The sequence below is a fragment of the Pseudomonas bharatica genome, assembly GCF_048586865.1.
Lineage (GTDB): Bacteria > Pseudomonadota > Gammaproteobacteria > Pseudomonadales > Pseudomonadaceae > Aquipseudomonas > Aquipseudomonas bharatica.
In genome coordinates, this window is sequence record NZ_JBMAWR010000044.1 from 1 (window position 1) to 17,554 (window position 17,554).

At 65.2% G+C, this 17,554-nt stretch carries 18 protein-coding genes; 14 read left to right on the forward strand and 4 right to left on the reverse strand.

The window, feature by feature from the left end; translation table 11 throughout:
• Window positions 1–17 precede the first annotated feature (17 nt).
• From ACKLLE_RS26715 to pilG, 4 genes are read right to left on the reverse strand one after another with little or no spacing between them, the layout of a single operon-like run.
• Window positions 18–2,066, reverse strand: a complete 2,049-nt coding sequence (locus ACKLLE_RS26715) for a methyl-accepting chemotaxis protein (RefSeq protein WP_064302593.1) — start codon at window positions 2,064–2,066, stop codon at window positions 18–20.
• A gap of 18 nt (window positions 2,067–2,084) precedes the next feature.
• Window positions 2,085–2,624 (reverse strand): chemotaxis protein CheW, encoded by a 540-nt coding sequence (locus ACKLLE_RS26720; RefSeq protein WP_064302594.1) that lies wholly within the window; start codon window positions 2,622–2,624, stop codon window positions 2,085–2,087.
• 11 nt (window positions 2,625–2,635) lie between these two features.
• Window positions 2,636–3,001: a twitching motility response regulator PilH gene (gene pilH, locus ACKLLE_RS26725; RefSeq protein WP_064302595.1), complete on the reverse strand. Its 366-nt coding sequence runs from the start codon at window positions 2,999–3,001 to the stop codon at window positions 2,636–2,638.
• 45 nt (window positions 3,002–3,046) lie between these two features.
• A complete protein-coding gene (gene pilG, locus ACKLLE_RS26730) occupies window positions 3,047–3,457 on the reverse strand; it encodes a twitching motility response regulator PilG (protein WP_009397797.1) in 411 nt (136 codons plus the stop codon).
• Window positions 3,458–3,662: 205 nt separating this feature from the next.
• Here pilG and gshB point away from each other — a divergent pair, with 205 nt between their 5' ends.
• The 14 genes from gshB (at window position 3,663) to ACKLLE_RS26800 (ending at window position 17,516) form a co-directional block, all read left to right on the forward strand.
• Entirely contained in the window at window positions 3,663–4,616 is a 954-nt protein-coding gene (gshB, locus tag ACKLLE_RS26735) for a glutathione synthase (RefSeq protein WP_420059560.1), read from the forward strand.
• Window positions 4,617–4,716: 100 nt separating this feature from the next.
• The gene (locus tag ACKLLE_RS26740) at window positions 4,717–5,619 is read left to right on the forward strand and encodes an energy transducer TonB (RefSeq protein ID WP_420059561.1); all 903 of its coding nucleotides are present in this window, start codon (window positions 4,717–4,719) and stop codon (window positions 5,617–5,619) included.
• A 48-nt stretch (window positions 5,620–5,667) separates the two neighbouring features.
• Window positions 5,668–6,237, forward strand: coding sequence for a YqgE/AlgH family protein (locus tag ACKLLE_RS26745; protein WP_064302598.1), 570 nt, complete (start codon window positions 5,668–5,670; stop codon window positions 6,235–6,237).
• The gene (gene ruvX / locus ACKLLE_RS26750; protein ID WP_420059562.1) at window positions 6,237–6,671 is read left to right on the forward strand and encodes a Holliday junction resolvase RuvX; all 435 of its coding nucleotides are present in this window, start codon (window positions 6,237–6,239) and stop codon (window positions 6,669–6,671) included. The genes ACKLLE_RS26745 and ruvX overlap by 1 nt, the downstream gene beginning before the upstream one ends.
• 44 nt (window positions 6,672–6,715) lie before the next feature.
• Complete coding sequence (gene pyrR, locus ACKLLE_RS26755) at window positions 6,716–7,234, forward strand: bifunctional pyr operon transcriptional regulator/uracil phosphoribosyltransferase PyrR (RefSeq protein ID WP_009397791.1); 519 nt, start codon at window positions 6,716–6,718, stop codon at window positions 7,232–7,234.
• A 12-nt stretch (window positions 7,235–7,246) separates the two neighbouring features.
• On the forward strand, window positions 7,247–8,251 hold the full coding sequence (locus ACKLLE_RS26760; RefSeq protein ID WP_064302600.1) for an aspartate carbamoyltransferase catalytic subunit: 1,005 nt from the start codon (window positions 7,247–7,249) through the stop codon (window positions 8,249–8,251).
• A complete protein-coding gene (locus ACKLLE_RS26765) occupies window positions 8,248–9,519 on the forward strand; it encodes a dihydroorotase (RefSeq protein ID WP_064302601.1) in 1,272 nt (423 codons plus the stop codon). The genes ACKLLE_RS26760 and ACKLLE_RS26765 overlap by 4 nt, the downstream gene beginning before the upstream one ends.
• Before the next feature lie 222 nt (window positions 9,520–9,741).
• A complete protein-coding gene (gene hslV, locus ACKLLE_RS26770) occupies window positions 9,742–10,272 on the forward strand; it encodes an ATP-dependent protease subunit HslV (protein ID WP_009397786.1) in 531 nt (176 codons plus the stop codon).
• Window positions 10,273–10,348: 76 nt separating this feature from the next.
• Window positions 10,349–11,686, forward strand: coding sequence for an ATP-dependent protease ATPase subunit HslU (hslU, locus tag ACKLLE_RS26775; RefSeq protein ID WP_279896700.1), 1,338 nt, complete (start codon window positions 10,349–10,351; stop codon window positions 11,684–11,686).
• Window positions 11,687–11,761: 75 nt separating this feature from the next.
• Window positions 11,762–12,139 (forward strand): gamma-butyrobetaine hydroxylase family protein, encoded by a 378-nt coding sequence (locus tag ACKLLE_RS26780; protein ID WP_009397784.1) that lies wholly within the window; start codon window positions 11,762–11,764, stop codon window positions 12,137–12,139.
• 354 nt (window positions 12,140–12,493) lie between these two features.
• Window positions 12,494–14,173 carry a class II poly(R)-hydroxyalkanoic acid synthase gene (phaC, locus tag ACKLLE_RS26785; RefSeq protein ID WP_064302602.1) on the forward strand — a complete coding sequence of 560 codons (1,680 nt, stop codon included), beginning with the start codon at window positions 12,494–12,496 and terminating at the stop codon, window positions 14,171–14,173.
• 58 nt (window positions 14,174–14,231) lie between these two features.
• Complete coding sequence (gene phaZ, locus ACKLLE_RS26790) at window positions 14,232–15,083, forward strand: poly(3-hydroxyalkanoate) depolymerase (RefSeq protein ID WP_009397782.1); 852 nt, start codon at window positions 14,232–14,234, stop codon at window positions 15,081–15,083.
• A 123-nt stretch (window positions 15,084–15,206) separates the two neighbouring features.
• Complete coding sequence (gene phaC, locus ACKLLE_RS26795) at window positions 15,207–16,889, forward strand: class II poly(R)-hydroxyalkanoic acid synthase (protein ID WP_420059565.1); 1,683 nt, start codon at window positions 15,207–15,209, stop codon at window positions 16,887–16,889.
• Between the two features lie 12 nt (window positions 16,890–16,901).
• Window positions 16,902–17,516, forward strand: coding sequence for a TetR/AcrR family transcriptional regulator (locus ACKLLE_RS26800; protein ID WP_064302603.1), 615 nt, complete (start codon window positions 16,902–16,904; stop codon window positions 17,514–17,516).
• Window positions 17,517–17,554 lie beyond the last annotated feature (38 nt).

Sequence of the window (17,554 nt, forward strand, 5' to 3'; positions counted from 1 at the left end):
ACAGGGTCCGTGTCGATTCAGCGGGACTCTGGATTCGGCGGCAGGGTAAAGCCCGAAACCGACCGCCGCATCTCGCTGGCCATGCGCGCCAGGTTGCCGATGCTTTCGGCGGTGGCAGTGGAGCCGGACGAGGTCTGCGAGGTGATCTGCTGGATGATCGCCATGGTATGGGAGATCTGCCCGGCCGACGACGTCTGTAACTGGGCGGCATCGGAAATGCTCAGGATCAGCTCGGCCAGCGTCTGCGACACCCCTTCGATCTCGGCCAGGGCCACGCCGGCGTCCTGTGCCAGGCGTGCGCCACGCACCACCTCGGCGGTGGTCTGTTCCATGGAAATGACCGCTTCGTTGGTATCGACCTGGATCGCCCGAACCAGCGCCTCGATCTGCCGGGTCGCCGAGGACGAGCGCTCTGCCAGGCGCTGCACTTCGTCGGCGACCACGGCAAAGCCGCGCCCGGCCTCGCCGGCCATGGAGGCCTGGATGGCCGCATTGAGCGCCAGGATGTTGGTCTGGTCGGCAATGTCGTCGATCAGGTTGACGATATCGCCGATTTCCTGGGAAGACTCGCCCAGGCGCTTGATCCGCTTGGCGGTGTCCTGGATCTGCTCGCGAATGTTGTCCATCCCGTGGATGGTGTTGTGCACCACCTCGTTGCCCTTGTTGGCGATGGCCACCGAACGTTCGGCCACCTTGGCCGATTCGTAGGCGTGGCCGGATACCCGGTCGATGGACTCGGCCATGTCGCCCACCGCCATGGAAGCATCGGCGATCTGCTGGGCCTGATGCTCGGACGCCTTGGCCAGCAAGTGCGCGGTGTTCTGCGTGTCTTCCACGGCGGCGGCGACCTGCTCGGCGCTGAGGTTGATGGTCGCCACCAGGTCGCGCAGCTGGTCGATGGAATAGTTGATCGAGTCGGCGATGGCCCCGGTGAAATCCTCGGTAACCGACGCGGTGACGGTCAGGTCGCCATCGGCCAGGTCTTCGATTTCGTCGAGCAGGCGCATGATCGCCTGCTGGTTGCGCTCGTTCTTCTCGGCCGTTTCACTGAGCTGGCGGTGGGTTTCACGGACCATCACCGAACCGATCAGGATGATCGATGCCAGGGCCAGCAGGCCCAGCACATAGCCGCCGACGGTGTCGAGGGTGCGTCCACCGGCGAGGTTCTCGAAGCCGGTGGCCAGGCGCGAGGCTTCATCGAGCAAGGTCTGGGACAGGCTGAAAATGTTTCCGGCGGCCTCGCGCACGCGGAACAGTTCGGGCGAGGTTTCCAGGATCTCGTCCACGGAGCCGGCGACGAACTGGAACAACTCGGCGATTTCACCGAGACGGGCGCGGGCGTCCGGGTCTTGCACGCGGGTAACCTGGATCGCCGGGTTGCCGCCGAGCATGCCCTCCAAGACCTGGCCGAAGCGATTGGCGTCACGACCGAAGGCATCGGCGGCCTGCACCGAGGCGTCGTCGCCGGCCAGGACGGTATTCACCGAACCGAGGATGCGCTCGGCCAGCAATGCCTGGCGCTGGGCCACCGCCACCTGGGCGGCCGGCGCGCCGCTTTGCAGAAGGATTTCCACCACCTTCTCGTACTCGACCTGCAACTGCGGCACGGTCTCGGCCAGGGTGGCGGCGACCTGGTGCAGGGACAGCACGGTCTGTTCGCTGGCAAGGATCACGTCGGTGTTCTTGCGCAACGTCTCCCAGTCGCGCTGCACGGCCTCCATCTCGCTGCGCACCGCCGCTGGCGCCGAGGGCAGGCCGGTGGCGGGGTCGCCTTTCTTCAGGTAGCTCCAGCGCTGCTCGAAATCGTTGCGCGCCTCGCTCAGCAGGCGGAACGCCACGGTCTTGCCGGACGCCGCTTCGGTGGCGTTCTTGGCGATGCGCTGCGACAGCACGCGCAGTTCGCCGGCGTGCCCGATGTACTGCTTGTCGTGGTTGGCCTGGGTGTTGAGGTAGGCGAAGTTGGCGAACAGCAGGATGATCGACAGGATCAGCACGACGAACAACGCCGCAATCTGCGCGCTGCTGCGCGATCCTTTGAGCGAATTGACGGGCTTGGTCTGGCTCACGGTTCTGGCGTTCCTCTACTACAGCGCGACATCGAGAAAGCCCGGGGACTGGGCCAGGGCGAACGGGCTGAAAATCCCCCAGCAGTGCTCGCGCTGGAAGTGCCCCTGGATAAAGGGAGCCGCGCTGCCCAGCAAGGGCGACGGCGGCGCCAGATCGAGACCGTCGAGGGCGAAATGCTGGAGACCAAGCACTTCGTCCACCTGCAGGCCGGCGAGCAGTTCATCGTGGTCCACCACCAATACCCGACGCTGCTTGCGGCCCTGGTTCGCCTCCAGGCCGAGAAAACCGCCGAGGTCGGTGACTGGCAACAACTGGCCACGCAGGTTGGTGACCCCGGCCACCCATGGCTTGACCCCGGGAATCCGGCTCAGGCGCGGGGCCGTCAGCACTTCGGCCACTTCGCCCATGGGGGCTACGAAACAATGCTCGCCCAGACGAAAGCCGATACCGCTCCAGGTCTGCAGGCGGGTTTCCTGCAACGGCAGGTCGGCGGCCAGCAGGCGGCAGCGCCGGTCGATGTCCAGCAGCAGCTCGAAGGCGGTCAGCGATTCGCCCATGGTGATGCGGTTCAACCCTTCAGGACGCTGTCGAGCACCCTGGCCAGGTCGTCTTCTTCCACCGGCTTGACCAGGTAGGCCTTGGCGCCCTGGCGAGTGCCCCAGACCTTGTCGGTTTCCTGGTCCTTGGTGGTGACGATGATCACCGGGATGTCCTTGGTCGCGGGGTCGTTGCTCAACCTGCGGGTAGCCTGGAAGCCGTTCATGGTGGGCATGACGACATCCATCAGCACCGCATCGGGCTTTTCCTGGGACGCCAGGGCCACGCCGTCGGCGCCATTGGCCGCCTTGAGCACCTGGTGCCCTTGCTTCTCGAGCATCTGGGTGAATCTGTGGGTCTCGGTCGGCGAGTCGTCGACGATAAGAATTCGGGCCATGCTGTTCCTCGTATAAGGAAAGACGCCAGCGCTTGCAGGCCGGCGTCAGGGTGCGTGTTGTTCTTCCGCCGTGAAGCCCGGCACATGGGCGCGGATGGCTTCCAGCAGTTCTTCCTTGCCGAACGGTTTGGTCAGGAACTGATCGCAGCCGACGATCCGCCCGCGGGCCTTGTCGAACAGGCCGTCGCGGGACGACAGCATGATCACCGGAATATCCTTGAAGGCGCTGTTGTGCTTGACCAGGGCGCAGGTCTGGTACCCGTCCAGGCGCGGCATCAGGACGTCGACGAAGATGATGCCGGGGCGATGATCGACGATCTTGGCCAGGGCATCGAAACCGTCGATGGCCGTGATCACCTCGCATCCCGCTTCGGCGAGCAGCATCTCGGCGGTGCGGCGAATCGTCTTGGAGTCGTCGATCACCATCACTTTCAATGCCGTGTCGGGCTGAACCATATTCGCTCTACCATTGCTGTCGGATAGCGCCATGCCGGCCACATGCCCGCATTTTTAGCATACTCAAGGGGTGCATACCATCGAGCCACGCCGGGCCCGGGCTGCGCTGCGTTTTTCCCTTGACCGCCAGCGTCCCGGGCGCCACCCTGAGCCACTTTTCCTTGCAACCACCGCGGCCCCGGGCCGCCGAGAGGATTTACCCCCCATGAGCGTTCGCCTCGGCATTGTCATGGACCCCATCGCGTCCATCTCCTACAAGAAGGACAGCTCGCTGGCCATGCTGCTGGCCGCACAGGAGCGCGGCTGGGAGCTGTTCTACATGGAACAGAAGGACCTTTACCTGGGCGCTGGCCAGGCCCGCGCGCAGATGCGTGCATTGAAGGTGTTCGCCAACCCCGAGCGCTGGTTCGAACTGGACGCCGAGCAGGACGCACCGCTGGCCGACCTCGACGTGATCCTGATGCGCAAGGATCCGCCCTTCGACATGGAGTTCGTCTACAGCACCTACCTGCTGGAGCAGGCCGAGGCCGAAGGCGTGCTGGTGGTCAACCGCCCGCAAAGCCTGCGCGACTGCAACGAGAAGCTGTTCGCCACCCGTTTCCCGCAGTGCATGGCACCGACCCTGGTCAGCCGCCGCGCGGATATCCTGCGTGAATTCGCCGCAACCCATGGCGACGTGATCCTCAAGCCGCTCGACGGCATGGGCGGCGCCTCGGTGTTCCGCCACCGTCCGGGCGACCCGAACCTGTCGGTGATCCTCGAGACCCTGACCCAGCACGGCGCCCAGCAGATCATGGCGCAGGCCTTCCTGCCGGCGATCACCGACGGCGACAAGCGCATCCTGATGATCGACGGCGAGCCGGTGCCCTACTGCCTGGCGCGGATTCCGGCCAGTGGCGAGACCCGCGGCAACCTGGCGGCCGGCGGCCGTGGCGAAGCCCGCCCGCTGACCGACCGCGACCGCTGGATCGCCGCCCAGGTCGGCCCGACCCTGCGGGAAAAGGGCCTGCTGTTCGTCGGCCTCGACGTGATCGGCGACTACCTCACCGAGATCAACGTCACCAGCCCGACCTGCATCCGCGAGATCGATGCGGCGTACAACACCAATATTGGCGGGCAGTTGATGGACGCCATCGATCGCCAGCTCAAGGCACGCTGACCGACGACAAGAGGAAAGCCTGCGCAGTGGGTTATGATGCCGGTCCCTTTTCGACCTGGCTTCCCCGCTTCGCCGGCCTTCCCCGGCTGCTGGACTACCGATGACGCTTCCCGCCGATATCCCTGCCGACTTCGTCCCGCCCCGCGTCCGCCCGGCGGACCGCCTCGGCTTTACCCTATTCGTGGCGGCGCTGCTGCACCTGGCGCTGATTCTCGGGGTGAGCTTCAGCTTCGCCAAACCGGAGGAAATCCGTCGTTCCATGGACATCACCCTGGCGATGTTCAAGAGCGAGGTAAAGCCGCAGAAGGCCGATTTCCTTGCCCAGGAAAACCAGCAGGGCAGCGGTACCCTGGACAAGGCGGCAGTACCGAAGACCACCGAAGTAGCGCCGTTCCAGGACAGCAAGGTCAACAAGGTCACGCCACCCCCGGTATCGCGCAAGGAAGAGGTGCCGCCACCGCCGGCCAAGGCGGCGGTCACCACTGTCGCTCCCAAGCCGCAGAAAGTGCAGAACGCGCCGAAGGAAGCCAAGCCACAGCCGGCTCCCAAGGCCGAAACGCCGGATTTCGACAGTTCGCAACTGTCCAGCCAGATCGCCAGCCTCGAAGCGGAACTGGCCAACGAGCAGCAGCTGTACGCCAAGCGCCCGCGCATCCACCGCATCAGCGCCGCCTCGACCGCACGGGACAAGGGCGCCTGGTACAAGGACGAATGGCGCAAGAAGATCGAGCGCATCGGCAACCTGAATTATCCCGACGAAGCCCGCCGCCAGCAGATCTACGGTAGCCTGCGGCTGATGGTGTCGATCAATCGCGACGGCTCGCTCTACGAAGTGCTGGTGCTCGAGTCGTCCGGGCAACCGCTGCTGGACCAGGCAGCGCAGCGCATCGTGCGCCTGGCGGCGCCTTTCGCACCGCTCACGGGCGACCTTGCCGACGTCGATCGCCTGGAAATCGTCCGCACCTGGCGCTTTGCCCGCGGCGACCGCCTCTCCAGCAATTAACGACGCTGCAGCTTGTCAGCCCGGCCCCTCGCCGCCACACTAGCCGGTATGAAAAATTTCAGCCCGAGTTACCTCAAGCATCAGTTCCTGATCGCCATGCCCCACATGGCGGACCCGAATTTTGCCCAGACCCTGACCTACATCGTCGAACACAACGAGAACGGTGCCATGGGCCTGGTGGTCAATCGCCCGCAGGAGCTGAACCTGGCCGATATCCTCGAACAACTGCGTCCCGAGGAAGAACCCTCGCCGCTCAGTGTCAACGTGCCGATCTACATCGGCGGGCCGGTGCAGACCGACCGGGGCTTCGTCCTGCACACCAACGACCGCACCTACCAGGCCACCATCCAGCTCGACGGCCTGGCCTTGTCCACCTCCCAGGACGTGCTGTTCGCCATCGCCGAGGGCAATGGTCCGCGGCAGAGCCTGATCACCCTGGGCTACGCCGGCTGGGAAGCCGGGCAACTGGAGGCGGAGCTGGCCGACAACGCCTGGCTCAACTGCCCGTTCGACGCGGAAATCCTCTTCGCTACCGATACCGAGCTGCGCCTGAACGCCGCCGCCACGCGCCTGGGCATCAACCTGAGCCTGCTGACCAGCCAGGCGGGGCACGCCTGATGGCCGAGCTTCGTCTGCTGCTGGGTTTCGACTACGGCAGCAAGCAGATCGGCGTCGCCGTGGGCCAGGTCATCACCGGCCAGGCCCGCGAGCTGTGCACGCTGAAGGCGCAGAACGGCGTGCCGGACTGGAACCAGGTGGAAAAGCTGATCAAGGAATGGAAGCCCGACGCCATTGTCGTTGGCCTGCCGCTGAACATGGATGGCACCCCCAGCGAGATGAGCGAGCGTGCCGAGAAGTTCGCCCGGCGCCTGAATGGCCGCTTCAACCTGCCGGTACACACCCACGACGAACGCCTGACCACCTTCCAAGCCAAGGGCGAGCGCATGGCCCGCGGCGGCCAGCGTGGCAGCTATCGCGACAACCCGGTCGATGCCATCGCCGCCGCCCTGCTGCTGCAAGGCTGGCTGGAGGCCAACGCCGCACAGTCGTAACTCCCCGATCATCGGTTATGAACCGGCCCTTTCCAGGAGCAAGCATGAGCCTACCCAATCCCGCCGAACTGATCCGGCAGATGGCCGTCGACCTACGCGCCCATCTGAGCCGCCGCGCCATCACCGAGCCACGCTACATCGGCATCCGTACCGGTGGCGTCTGGGTGGCCCAGGCCCTGCTCGACGAGCTGGGCAGCCAGGAGCCCCTCGGCACCCTGGACGTATCCTTCTACCGTGACGACTTCAGCCAGAATGGCCTGCACCCGCAGGTGCGTCCGTCGGAGCTGCCGTTCGAGATCGAAGGCCAGCACCTGGTGCTGGTGGACGACGTGCTGATGAGCGGTCGCACCATCCGCGCTGCCCTCAACGAGCTGTTCGATTACGGCCGCCCGGCCAGCGTGACCCTGGTCTGCCTGCTCGACCTCGATGCTGGCGAACTGCCGATCCGCCCGAACGTGGTTGGCGCGACCCTGTCGCTGGCCGCCCACGAACGGGTAAAATTGACCGGCCCCGCGCCGCTCGCCCTCGAGCGCCAGGACCTCGCCCCCGCTTCCGCCCTTTAAGAGTCCCCCGCGATGACGCCAATCGACGCCAAGCGCCCGCTGCAGCTCAATGACCAGGGCCAGCTGCGCCACTTCCTCTCGCTCGACGGCCTACCCCGCGAGCTGCTCACCGAAATCCTCGATACCGCCGACTCCTTCCTTGAAGTCGGCGCCCGGGCGGTGAAAAAAGTCCCGCTGCTGCGCGGCAAGACCGTGTGCAACGTGTTCTTCGAGAACTCCACCCGTACCCGCACCACCTTCGAACTGGCCGCCCAGCGGCTGTCGGCGGACGTCATCACCCTGAACGTGTCGACCTCCTCGACCAGCAAGGGCGAGACGCTGTTCGACACCCTGCGCAACCTCGAGGCCATGGCCGCCGACATGTTCGTGGTGCGCCATGCCGACTCCGGTGCCGCGCACTTCATCGCCGAGCACGTGTGCCCTGAGGTGGCGATCATCAACGGCGGCGACGGCCGTCACGCCCACCCGACCCAGGGCATGCTCGACATGCTGACCATTCGTCGGCACAAGGGCGGCTTCGAAAACCTCTCGGTAGCCATCGTCGGCGACATCCTGCACTCGCGGGTAGCGCGCTCGAACATGCTGGCACTGAAGGCCCTGGGGTGCCCGGACATCCGCGTAATCGGCCCGAAAACCCTGCTGCCGGTCGGTATCGAGCAGTACGGCGTGAAGGTCTACACCGACCTCGCCCAGGGCCTGAAGGATGTCGATGTCGTCATCATGCTGCGCCTGCAACGCGAGCGCATGGCCGGCGGCCTGCTGCCGAGCGAAGGCGAGTTCTATCGCCTGTTCGGCCTGACCACCGCGCGCCTGGCCGGCGCCAAGCCGGATGCCATCGTCATGCACCCGGGGCCGATCAACCGTGGCGTCGAGATCGAGTCGGCGGTGGCCGACGGTGCCCATTCGGTGATTCTCAACCAGGTCACCTACGGTATCGCCGTGCGCATGGCGGTGCTGTCCATGGCCATGAGCGGGCAGAACGCCCAACGTCAATTCGAGCAGGAGAACGCCCAGTGACCCTCAGCATCCTCGGCGCCCGGGTCATCGACCCCAACAGCGGCCTGGACCAGGTCACCGACCTGCACGTCGAAGGCGGCAGGATCGTCGCCATCGGCGCCGCCCCGGCCGGATTCAAGGCCACGCGCAGCATCGACGCCGCCGGCCTGGTGGCCGCGCCGGGCCTGGTCGACCTCAGCGTCGCCCTGCGCGAGCCGGGCTACAGCCGCAAAGGCACCATCGCCAGCGAAACCCGCGCCGCCGCTGCCGGTGGCGTGACCAGCCTGTGCTGCCCGCCCCGCACCAAGCCTGTGCTGGACACCTCGGCCGTGGCCGAACTGGTCATCGACCGCGCCCGCGAGGCCGGGCATGCCAAGGTGTTTCCGATCGGCGCCCTGAGCAAGGGCCTGGAAGGCGAGCAACTGGCCGAGCTGGTGGCCCTGCGCGATGCGGGTTGCGTAGCCTTCGGCAATGGCCTGGAAAGCTTCGGCAACACCCGCACCCTGTGCCGGGCGCTGGAGTACGCGGCGACCTTCGACCTGACCGTGATCTTCCATTCCCAGGATCGCGACCTGGCCGCCGGCGGCCTGGCCCACGAAGGTGCCATGGCCAGCTTCCTCGGCCTGCCGGGCATCCCGGAAACCGCGGAAACAGTGGCCCTGGCCCGGGACCTGCTGCTGGTGGAACAAACCGGCGTACGGGCGCACTTCAGCCAGTTGACCAGCGCCCGCGGCGCGCAACTGATCGCCCAGGCCCAGGCCCGCGGCCTGCCGGTGACCGCAGACGTTGCCCTGTACCAGCTGATTCTCACCGATGAAGCGCTGGTGGACTTCTCCAGCCTGTACCACGTGCAACCGCCGCTGCGCACCCGCGCCGACCGCGACGGCCTGCGCGAAGCGGTGAAGTCTGGAGTGATCCAGGCGATTTCCAGTCATCACCAGCCGCATGAGCGGGATGCCAAGCTGGCCCCGTTCGGCGCAACAGAGCCGGGCATCAGCAGCGTGGAACTGCTGCTGCCGCTGGCGATGACCCTGGTCGCCGATGGCCTGCTGGACCTGCCGACCCTGCTCAAGCGTTTGTCGGCCGGCCCCGCTGCGGCGCTGCGCCTGCCGGCAGGCGAGCTGAAGTCCGGCGCCGCCGCCGACCTGGTGCTGTTCGACCCGCAAGCCTCCACCGTGGCGGGCGAGCAATGGCGCTCGAAGGGCGACAACTGCCCGTTCATCGGCCACTGCCTGCCGGGTGCCGTACGGTACACCGTGGTGGATGGGCATATCAGCCACGAGGGCTGATCCCAGACCTGCACATCTCCCCTGTGGGAGCGGGTTTACCCGCGATTGCGATGGTGGATTCACTACTGCAATCGCGGGTGAACCCGCTCCCACAAGGTCCGCGCCGCTCTCTTGCTCTTCAGACCAAGGTCGCACCACCCGTCCCCCAAGGTTGAAATCCTTCCCTGCACCCCCATATGAGTCTGCACAGGCATTTTCGCCCCGCTGCGTGGAGACTCTCCCTTGACCACCATCGTTTCAGTTCGTCGCCACGGCAAAGTCGTCATGGGCGGCGACGGCCAGGTTTCCCTCGGCAACACCGTGATGAAAGGCAACGCCAAGAAGGTCCGTCGCCTGTACCACGGCCAGGTCATCGCCGGTTTCGCCGGTGCCACCGCCGACGCCTTCACCCTCTTCGAGCGCTTCGAAGGGCAACTGGAAAAACACCAGGGCCATCTGATCCGCGCCGCCGTCGAGCTGGCCAAGGAATGGCGTACCGACCGTTCCCTGAGCCGCCTGGAAGCCATGCTCGCGGTCGCCAACAAGGACGCCTCGCTGATCATCACCGGCAACGGTGACGTGGTCGAACCCGAGGACGGCCTGATCGCCATGGGTTCCGGTGGCGCCTACGCCCAGGCCGCCGCCCGCGCCCTGCTGAAAAAGACCGACCTGTCGGCCCGGGAAATCGCCGAGACCGCCCTGAACATCGCCGGCGACATCTGCGTGTTCACCAACCACAACCTGACCATCGAGGAGCAGGACCTGGCCGAGTGATTCAGCTGTTCTGGCGCCCGGATACACCGCCGGGCTTTTCCACGCTGACACCACCGCCACGGGACCACCACATACCATGTCCATGACCCCCCGCGAGATCGTCCACGAACTCAACCGCCACATCATCGGCCAGGACGACGCCAAGCGCGCCGTCGCCATTGCCCTGCGCAACCGCTGGCGGCGCATGCAGCTCCCTGCCGAGCTGCGTGCCGAAGTCACCCCGAAGAACATCCTGATGATCGGCCCGACCGGCGTCGGCAAGACCGAGATCGCCCGCCGCCTGGCCAAGCTGGCCAATGCGCCGTTCATCAAGGTGGAAGCGACCAAGTTCACCGAAGTCGGCTATGTTGGCCGTGACGTCGAATCGATCATCCGTGACCTCGCCGATGCGGCGATCAAGATGCTCCGCGAGCAGGAAATGATCCGCGTGCGCCACCGCGCCGAAGATGCCGCCGAGGACCGTATCCTCGACGCCCTGCTGCCACCGGCCCGCGCCGGCTTCAACGAGGACGCCGCGCCAAGCGCCGACTCCAACACCCGACAGCTGTTCCGCAAGCGCCTGCGCGAAGGCCAGCTGGACGACAAGGAAATCGAGATCGAAGTGGCCGAAGCCATGGGCGTCGATATCTCCGCGCCGCCGGGCATGGAAGAGATGACCAACCAGTTGCAGAGCCTGTTCGCCAACATGGGCAAGGGCAAGCGCAAGAGCCGCAAGCTCAAGGTCAAGGAAGCGCTCAAGCTGGTGCGTGACGAAGAAGCCGGACGCCTGGTCAACGAGGAAGAACTCAAGGCCAAGGCCCTGGAAGCGGTCGAGCAGCATGGCATCGTGTTCATCGACGAGATCGACAAGGTCGCCAAGCGCGGCAACGTCGGCGGTGCCGATGTCTCGCGCGAAGGCGTGCAGCGCGACCTGCTGCCGCTGATCGAAGGCTGCACCGTCAACACCAAGCTGGGCATGGTCAAGACCGACCACATCCTGTTCATCGCTTCCGGCGCGTTCCACCTGAGCAAGCCGAGCGACCTGGTTCCCGAGCTGCAAGGCCGCCTGCCGATCCGCGTCGAGCTCAAGGCCCTGAGCCCGGAAGACTTCGAGCGCATCCTCAGCGAGCCGCACGCTTCGCTGACCCTGCAATACAGCGAGCTGCTCAAGACCGAAGGCCTGCATATCGAGTTCGCCCCGGAAGGCATCAAGCGCCTGGCCGAGATCGCCTGGCAGGTCAACGAGAAGACCGAGAACATCGGTGCCCGTCGTCTGCACACCCTGCTCGAACGCCTGCTCGAAGAAGTGTCGTTCAGCGCCGGCGACCTGGCCGCTGCCCACAGCGAAGCGCCGATCCGCATCGACGCCGACTATGTAAACAGCCATCTCGGTGAACTGGCACAGAACGAAGACCTGTCGCGCTACATTCTGTAAGCCTCGATACGCTGCGGGCTGGACGTCGCCGATGTCCAGCTTGTAGCGTGCGGCCCTGTAGCCAAGGAGCCCGACATGTCCCGCCTGCCCACTGCAATCAACCTGCACAAAGCCTCGAAGACCCTGAGCCTGACCTACGGCCCGGGCGAGGTCTATCACCTGCCCGCCGAGTTCCTGCGCGTGCACTCCCCTTCCGCCGAGGTCCAGGGCCACGGCAATCCCATCCTGCAATTCGGCAAGCTTGGCGTCGGCCTGGACAAGATCGAGCCCGCCGGCCAATACGCACTGAAATTGACCTTCGACGACGGCCACGACAGCGGACTGTTCACCTGGGAGTACCTCGAACAGCTGTGCCTGCGCCAGGACGAACTCTGGGCCGAATACCTCAAGGATCTCGCCGCTGCCGGCAAATCCCGCGACCCGTCCGAGTCTGTCATCAAGCTGATGCTCTAGCCCGGCACTCTGCTGTTTTAGAGCGCATTTTCTAAACCGATCTGCTTGAATGCCTGCGGCACCGGCCATCATCTGGCCGGCTTGCGCATTGATGGAAAGTCGGGTAACCAATGGACCTGGCAGGTTCCCTGCATCCTCTGCACGGAGAAAGGGAACGGGCCGGGATGCCGAGAAAGCGAGCGAAAGCAGGCAGTCTTCTCGATGCGGACAGTACCCGCAACGCTCAACGCCCCTCTCGGCCGGCCGCAGGATCGCAACTCGTTATCATTGGTCACCCGAGCAGCAGTACCGGCATTGGTCTGGTAGTCGCCAGTCGCCGAGCGGTACTCGTCTCAGGACAACGGAGCGTCGTAGATGAGCAACAAGAGTAACGATGACCTGCAGCGCCAAGCCTCGGAAAACACGCTGGGTCTGAACCCGGTGATAGGCTTGCGCCGCAAGGATCTGCTGACTTCTGCCCGCATGGTGCTGCGCCAGGCCATCCGGCAACCGCTGCACAGCGCCAAGCATGTCGCGCACTTCGGCATGGAGCTCAAGGACGTGATCTTCGGCAAATCCAGCCTGCAGCCGGAAAGCGACGACCGTCGCTTCAACGATCCGGCCTGGAGCCAGAACCCCCTTTATCGCCGCTACCTGCAGACCTACCTGGCCTGGCGCAAGGAGCTGCATGACTGGGTCGGCGCCAGCAACCTGTCCGATACCGATATCAGCCGCGCCCACTTCGTCATCAACCTGATGACCGAAGCCATGGCCCCGACCAACAGCATGGCCAACCCGGCGGCGGTCAAGCGCTTCTTCGAAACCGGTGGCAAGAGCCTGCTCGACGGCCTGGCCAACCTGGCCAAGGACATGGTCAACAACGGCGGCATGCCCAGCCAGGTGAACATGGAGGCCTTCGAGGTCGGCAAGAACCTCGGCACCAGCGAAGGCGCCGTGGTGTACCGCAACGATGTACTGGAACTCATTCAGTACGGCCCGATCACCGAGCAGGTCCACGAGCGTCCGCTGCTGGTGGTGCCGCCGCAGATCAACAAGTTCTACGTCTTCGACCTCAGCCCGGAAAAAAGCCTGGCGCGCTTCTGCCTGCGCTCCACGGTGCAGACCTTCATCATCAGCTGGCGCAACCCGACCAAGGCCCAGCGCGAGTGGGGCCTGTCGACCTATATCGACGCGCTCAAGGAAGCGGTCGACGTGGTGCTGGAAATCACCGGTAGCGATGACCTGAACATGCTCGGCGCCTGCTCCGGCGGCATCACCTGCACCGCGCTGGTCGGCCATTACGCCGCGCTGGGCGAGCGCAAGGTCAATGCCCTGACCCTGCTGGTCAGCGTGCTCGACACCACCCTGGATACCCAGGTGGCACTGTTCGTCGACGAGCAGACCCTCGAAGCGGCCAAGCGCCACTCCTACCAGGCCGGGGTGCTGGAAGGCCGCGACATGGCCAAGGTCTTCGCCTGGATGCGGCCCAACGACCTGATCTGGAACTACTGGGTCAACAACTACCTGCTGGGCAACGAGCCGCCGGTGTTCGACATCCTGTTCTGGAACAACGACACCACGCGCCTGCCGGCTGCCTTCCACGGCGACCTGATCGAGATGTTCAAGAACAACCCGCTGACCCGCCCCAATGCCCTCGAGGTATGCGGAACGCCCATCGACCTCAAGCAGGTCAGCACCGATATTTTCTGCGTCGCCGGAACCGCCGATCACATCACGCCGTGGCAATCCTGCTACAGGTCGGCGCAATTGTTCGGCGGCAATGTCGAATTCGTGTTGTCCAACAGCGGACACATCCAGAGCATTCTCAACCCGCCGGGCAACCCCAAGGCACGCTACATGACCAGCAAGGAGATGCCTGCCGACCCCAACGCCTGGCAGGAAAACTCCAACAAGCACACCGATTCCTGGTGGCTGTACTGGCAGAACTGGCTGAGCGAGCGTTCCGGCGAACTGAAACCGGCGCCGGCCGTGCTCGGCAACAAGGCCTATCCGGCGGGCGAGGCGTCGCCGGGCACCTACGTCCACGAGCGTTGAAACCGCCGCGCCGCCGGCCTGAAACCGGCGGCGCCTTATTCGCACACAGGGTCCGCGCATGCCGCAACCGTACGTTTTCCGAACCGTCGACCTGGATGGCCAGACCATCCGCACCGCGGTTCGCCCCGGCAAGCCGCACTTGACGCCGCTGCTCATCTTCAACGGCATCGGCGCCAACCTCGAGCTGGTATTTCCCTTTATCCAGGCCCTGGACCCGGACCTCGAAGTCATTGCCTTCGATGTGCCCGGGGTTGGTGGTTCGTCCACGCCCAGGCATCCCTATCGCTTCCCCGGCCTGGCCAAGCTGGCCGCGCGCATGCTCGACTACCTCGACTATGGCCAGGTCAACGCCATCGGCGTGTCGTGGGGCGGCGCCCTGGCCCAGCAGTTCGCCCACGACTATCCGGAGCGCTGCAAGAAGCTGGTACTGGCTGCCACGGCCGCTGGCGCAGTGATGGTGCCGGGCAAGCCCAAGGTGCTGTGGATGATGGCGAGCCCGCGGCGCTACGTGCAGCCTTCCCACGTGATCCGCATCGCCCCGCTGATCTACGGCGGCGCCTTCCGCCGCGATCCGGACCTGGCGCTGCACCATGCCTCCAAGGTGCGCTCGGGCGGCAAGCTCGGCTACTACTGGCAGCTGTTCGCCGGCCTCGGCTGGACCAGCGCCCACTGGCTGCACAAGATCCAGCAACCGACCCTGGTGCTGGCCGGCGACGACGACCCGCTGATCCCGCTGATCAATATGCGTTTCCTGGCTTGGCGAATCCCCAATGCCCAGCTACACATAATCGACGATGGACACTTGTTTCTGATTACCCGTGCCGAGGCGGTGGCGCCGATCATCATGAAGTTCCTCCAGGAGGAACGCCAACGCGCCGTCATGCACCCCCGGCCCGCCCCGAGCGCCTGAACCGCCCCTCATCGCCCGCACTTTCGACAGGAGCGTCGAAGCATGCGGGCGCGCTGGTCGAGGTGGAGTCGCTCATGAATCCTGGTTCAGTTTGTCGATGGCCCGACGACGGAGTGTTGCCCGATGAAAGACAAGCCCGTGAAGGCGGTAGCGCCTACCCCCTCCACCTATATCAATGTGCAGAGCGCGATCACAGGACTGCGCGGGCGCGACCTGGTCTCGACCCTGCGCAACGTCGGTCGCCATGGGCTGCGCCATCCGCTCTACACCGCACGCCACCTGCTCGAACTGGGCGGCCAACTGGGCCGCGTGCTGCTGGGCGATACCCTGCACCAGCCCGGTTCGCGGGACAATCGGTTCAAGGACCCGGCCTGGAGCCTCAACCCCTTCTATCGCCGAGGCCTGCAGGCCTACCTGGCCTGGCAGAAACAGACCCGCCAGTGGATCGATGAAAGCAGCCTGGACGAGGACGACCGCGCCCGCGCGCACTTCCTCTTCACCCTGCTCAACGATGCCGTGTCGCCGAGCAATACCCTGCTCAACCCCGAGGCGGTCAAGGAAGTCTTCAATTCCGGCGGGCTGAGCCTGGTACGCGGCCTCGGCCACCTGCTGGACGATCTGCGCCACAACAACGGCATGCCGCGCCAGGTGGCGAAGGACGCCTTCGAGGTCGGTCGCAACCTCGCCACCACCCCGGGCGCGGTGGTGTTTCGCAACGAGCTGCTGGAGCTGATCCAGTACAGGTCGATGAGCGAAAAGCAGTACGCCCGGCCGCTGCTGATCGTGCCGCCGCAGATCAACAAGTTCTATGTGTTCGACCTCGGCCCCGGCAACAGCTACGTGCAGTACATGCTCAAGAACAACCTCCAGGTGTTCATGATCAGTTGGCGCAATCCAGACCCGCGTCATCGCGAATGGGGCCTGTCGAGTTATGTGGCGGCGCTGGAGGAAGCCTTGAACGTCTGTCGCTCCATCACCGGCAGCCGCGACGTCAACCTGATGGGCGCCTGCGCGGGCGGCCTGACCATGGCGGCGTTGCAGGGTCACTTGCAGGCCAAGCGGCAACTGCGCCGGGTACACAGCGCCACGTACCTGGTCAGCCTGCTGGACAGCCAGATGGAAAGCGCCGCCAGCCTGTTCGCCGACGAGCAGACCCTCGAGGCGGCCAAGCGCCGCTCGTACCAGCAAGGCGTGCTCGACGGTGGCGAGATGAGCCGGGTGTTCGCCTGGATGCGCCCCAACGACCTGGTGTGGAACTATTTCGTCAACAACTACCTGCTCGGCAAGACCCCGCCGCCGTTCGACATCCTCTATTGGAACAACGACACCACGCGCCTGCCCGCCGCCTTGCATGGCGACCTGCTGGACTTCTTCAAATACAACCCGCTGGCCCATCCCGCCGGGCTGGAGGTATGCGGCACGCCGATCGACCTGGGCAAGATCGGCGTCGACAGCTTTCATGTCGCCGGGCACAACGACCACATCACTCCGTGGGACGCGGTGTACCGCTCGGCCCTGCTGCTCGGCGGCGAGCGACGCTTCGTGCTGTCCAACAGCGGCCATGTGCAGAGCATCATCAACCCGCCGGGCAATCCCAAGGCGCACTATGTGCTCAACGCCAAGCTCAGCAGCGACCCGAGGGCCTGGTACTACGATGCCGAAAAGACCGAGGGCAGTTGGTGGCCGCTGTGGCTGGAGTGGATCCAGGGGCGTTCCGGCGCCCTGCGTGAAACCGGCACCAGCCCGGGCAGCGCCAGCCACCCGGCCATGGACCCTGCACCGGGCCAGTACGTGCTGGTGCGCTGAGCAGAGGACCGGATGAAAACCCGCGACCGCATCCTTGAATGTGCCCTGCTGCTGTTCAACGAGCAGGGCGAGCCTAACGTCTCGACCCTTGAGATCGCCAACGAACTGGGGATCAGCCCTGGCAACCTGTATTACCACTTCCACGGCAAGGAGCCGCTGGTGCTCGGCCTGTTCGAGCGTTTCGAGGAGGAACTGACGCCACTGCTCGATCCACCGTTGGAGGTGCGCCTGGATGCCGAGGATTACTGGCTGTTCCTGCACCTGATCGTCGAGCGCATGGCGCAGTACCGGTTCCTGTTCCAGGACCTGTCGAACCTGACCGGGCGCCTGCCCAAGCTGGCGCGGGGCATCAGGAACCTGCTCAACGGACTGAAACGCACCCTGGCCACGCTGCTGGCCAATCTCAAGGCGCAGGGGCAGGTGGTCAGCGACACCCGCGCGTTGGGGCAACTGGTGGAGCAGATCACCCTGACCTTGCTGTTTTCCCTGGATTACCAGCGGGTACTGGCCAAGGAAGCGGAGGTGGGTGTGGTGGTGTACCAGGTGATGATGCTGGTGGCACCGCACCTGGAATTGCCGTCGCGGCATGCGGCGGAGCAGCTGGCCTTGAGGTATCTGGAAGGCTGATGGCCCTATCGCCGGCAACGCCGGCTCCCACAAGGTTC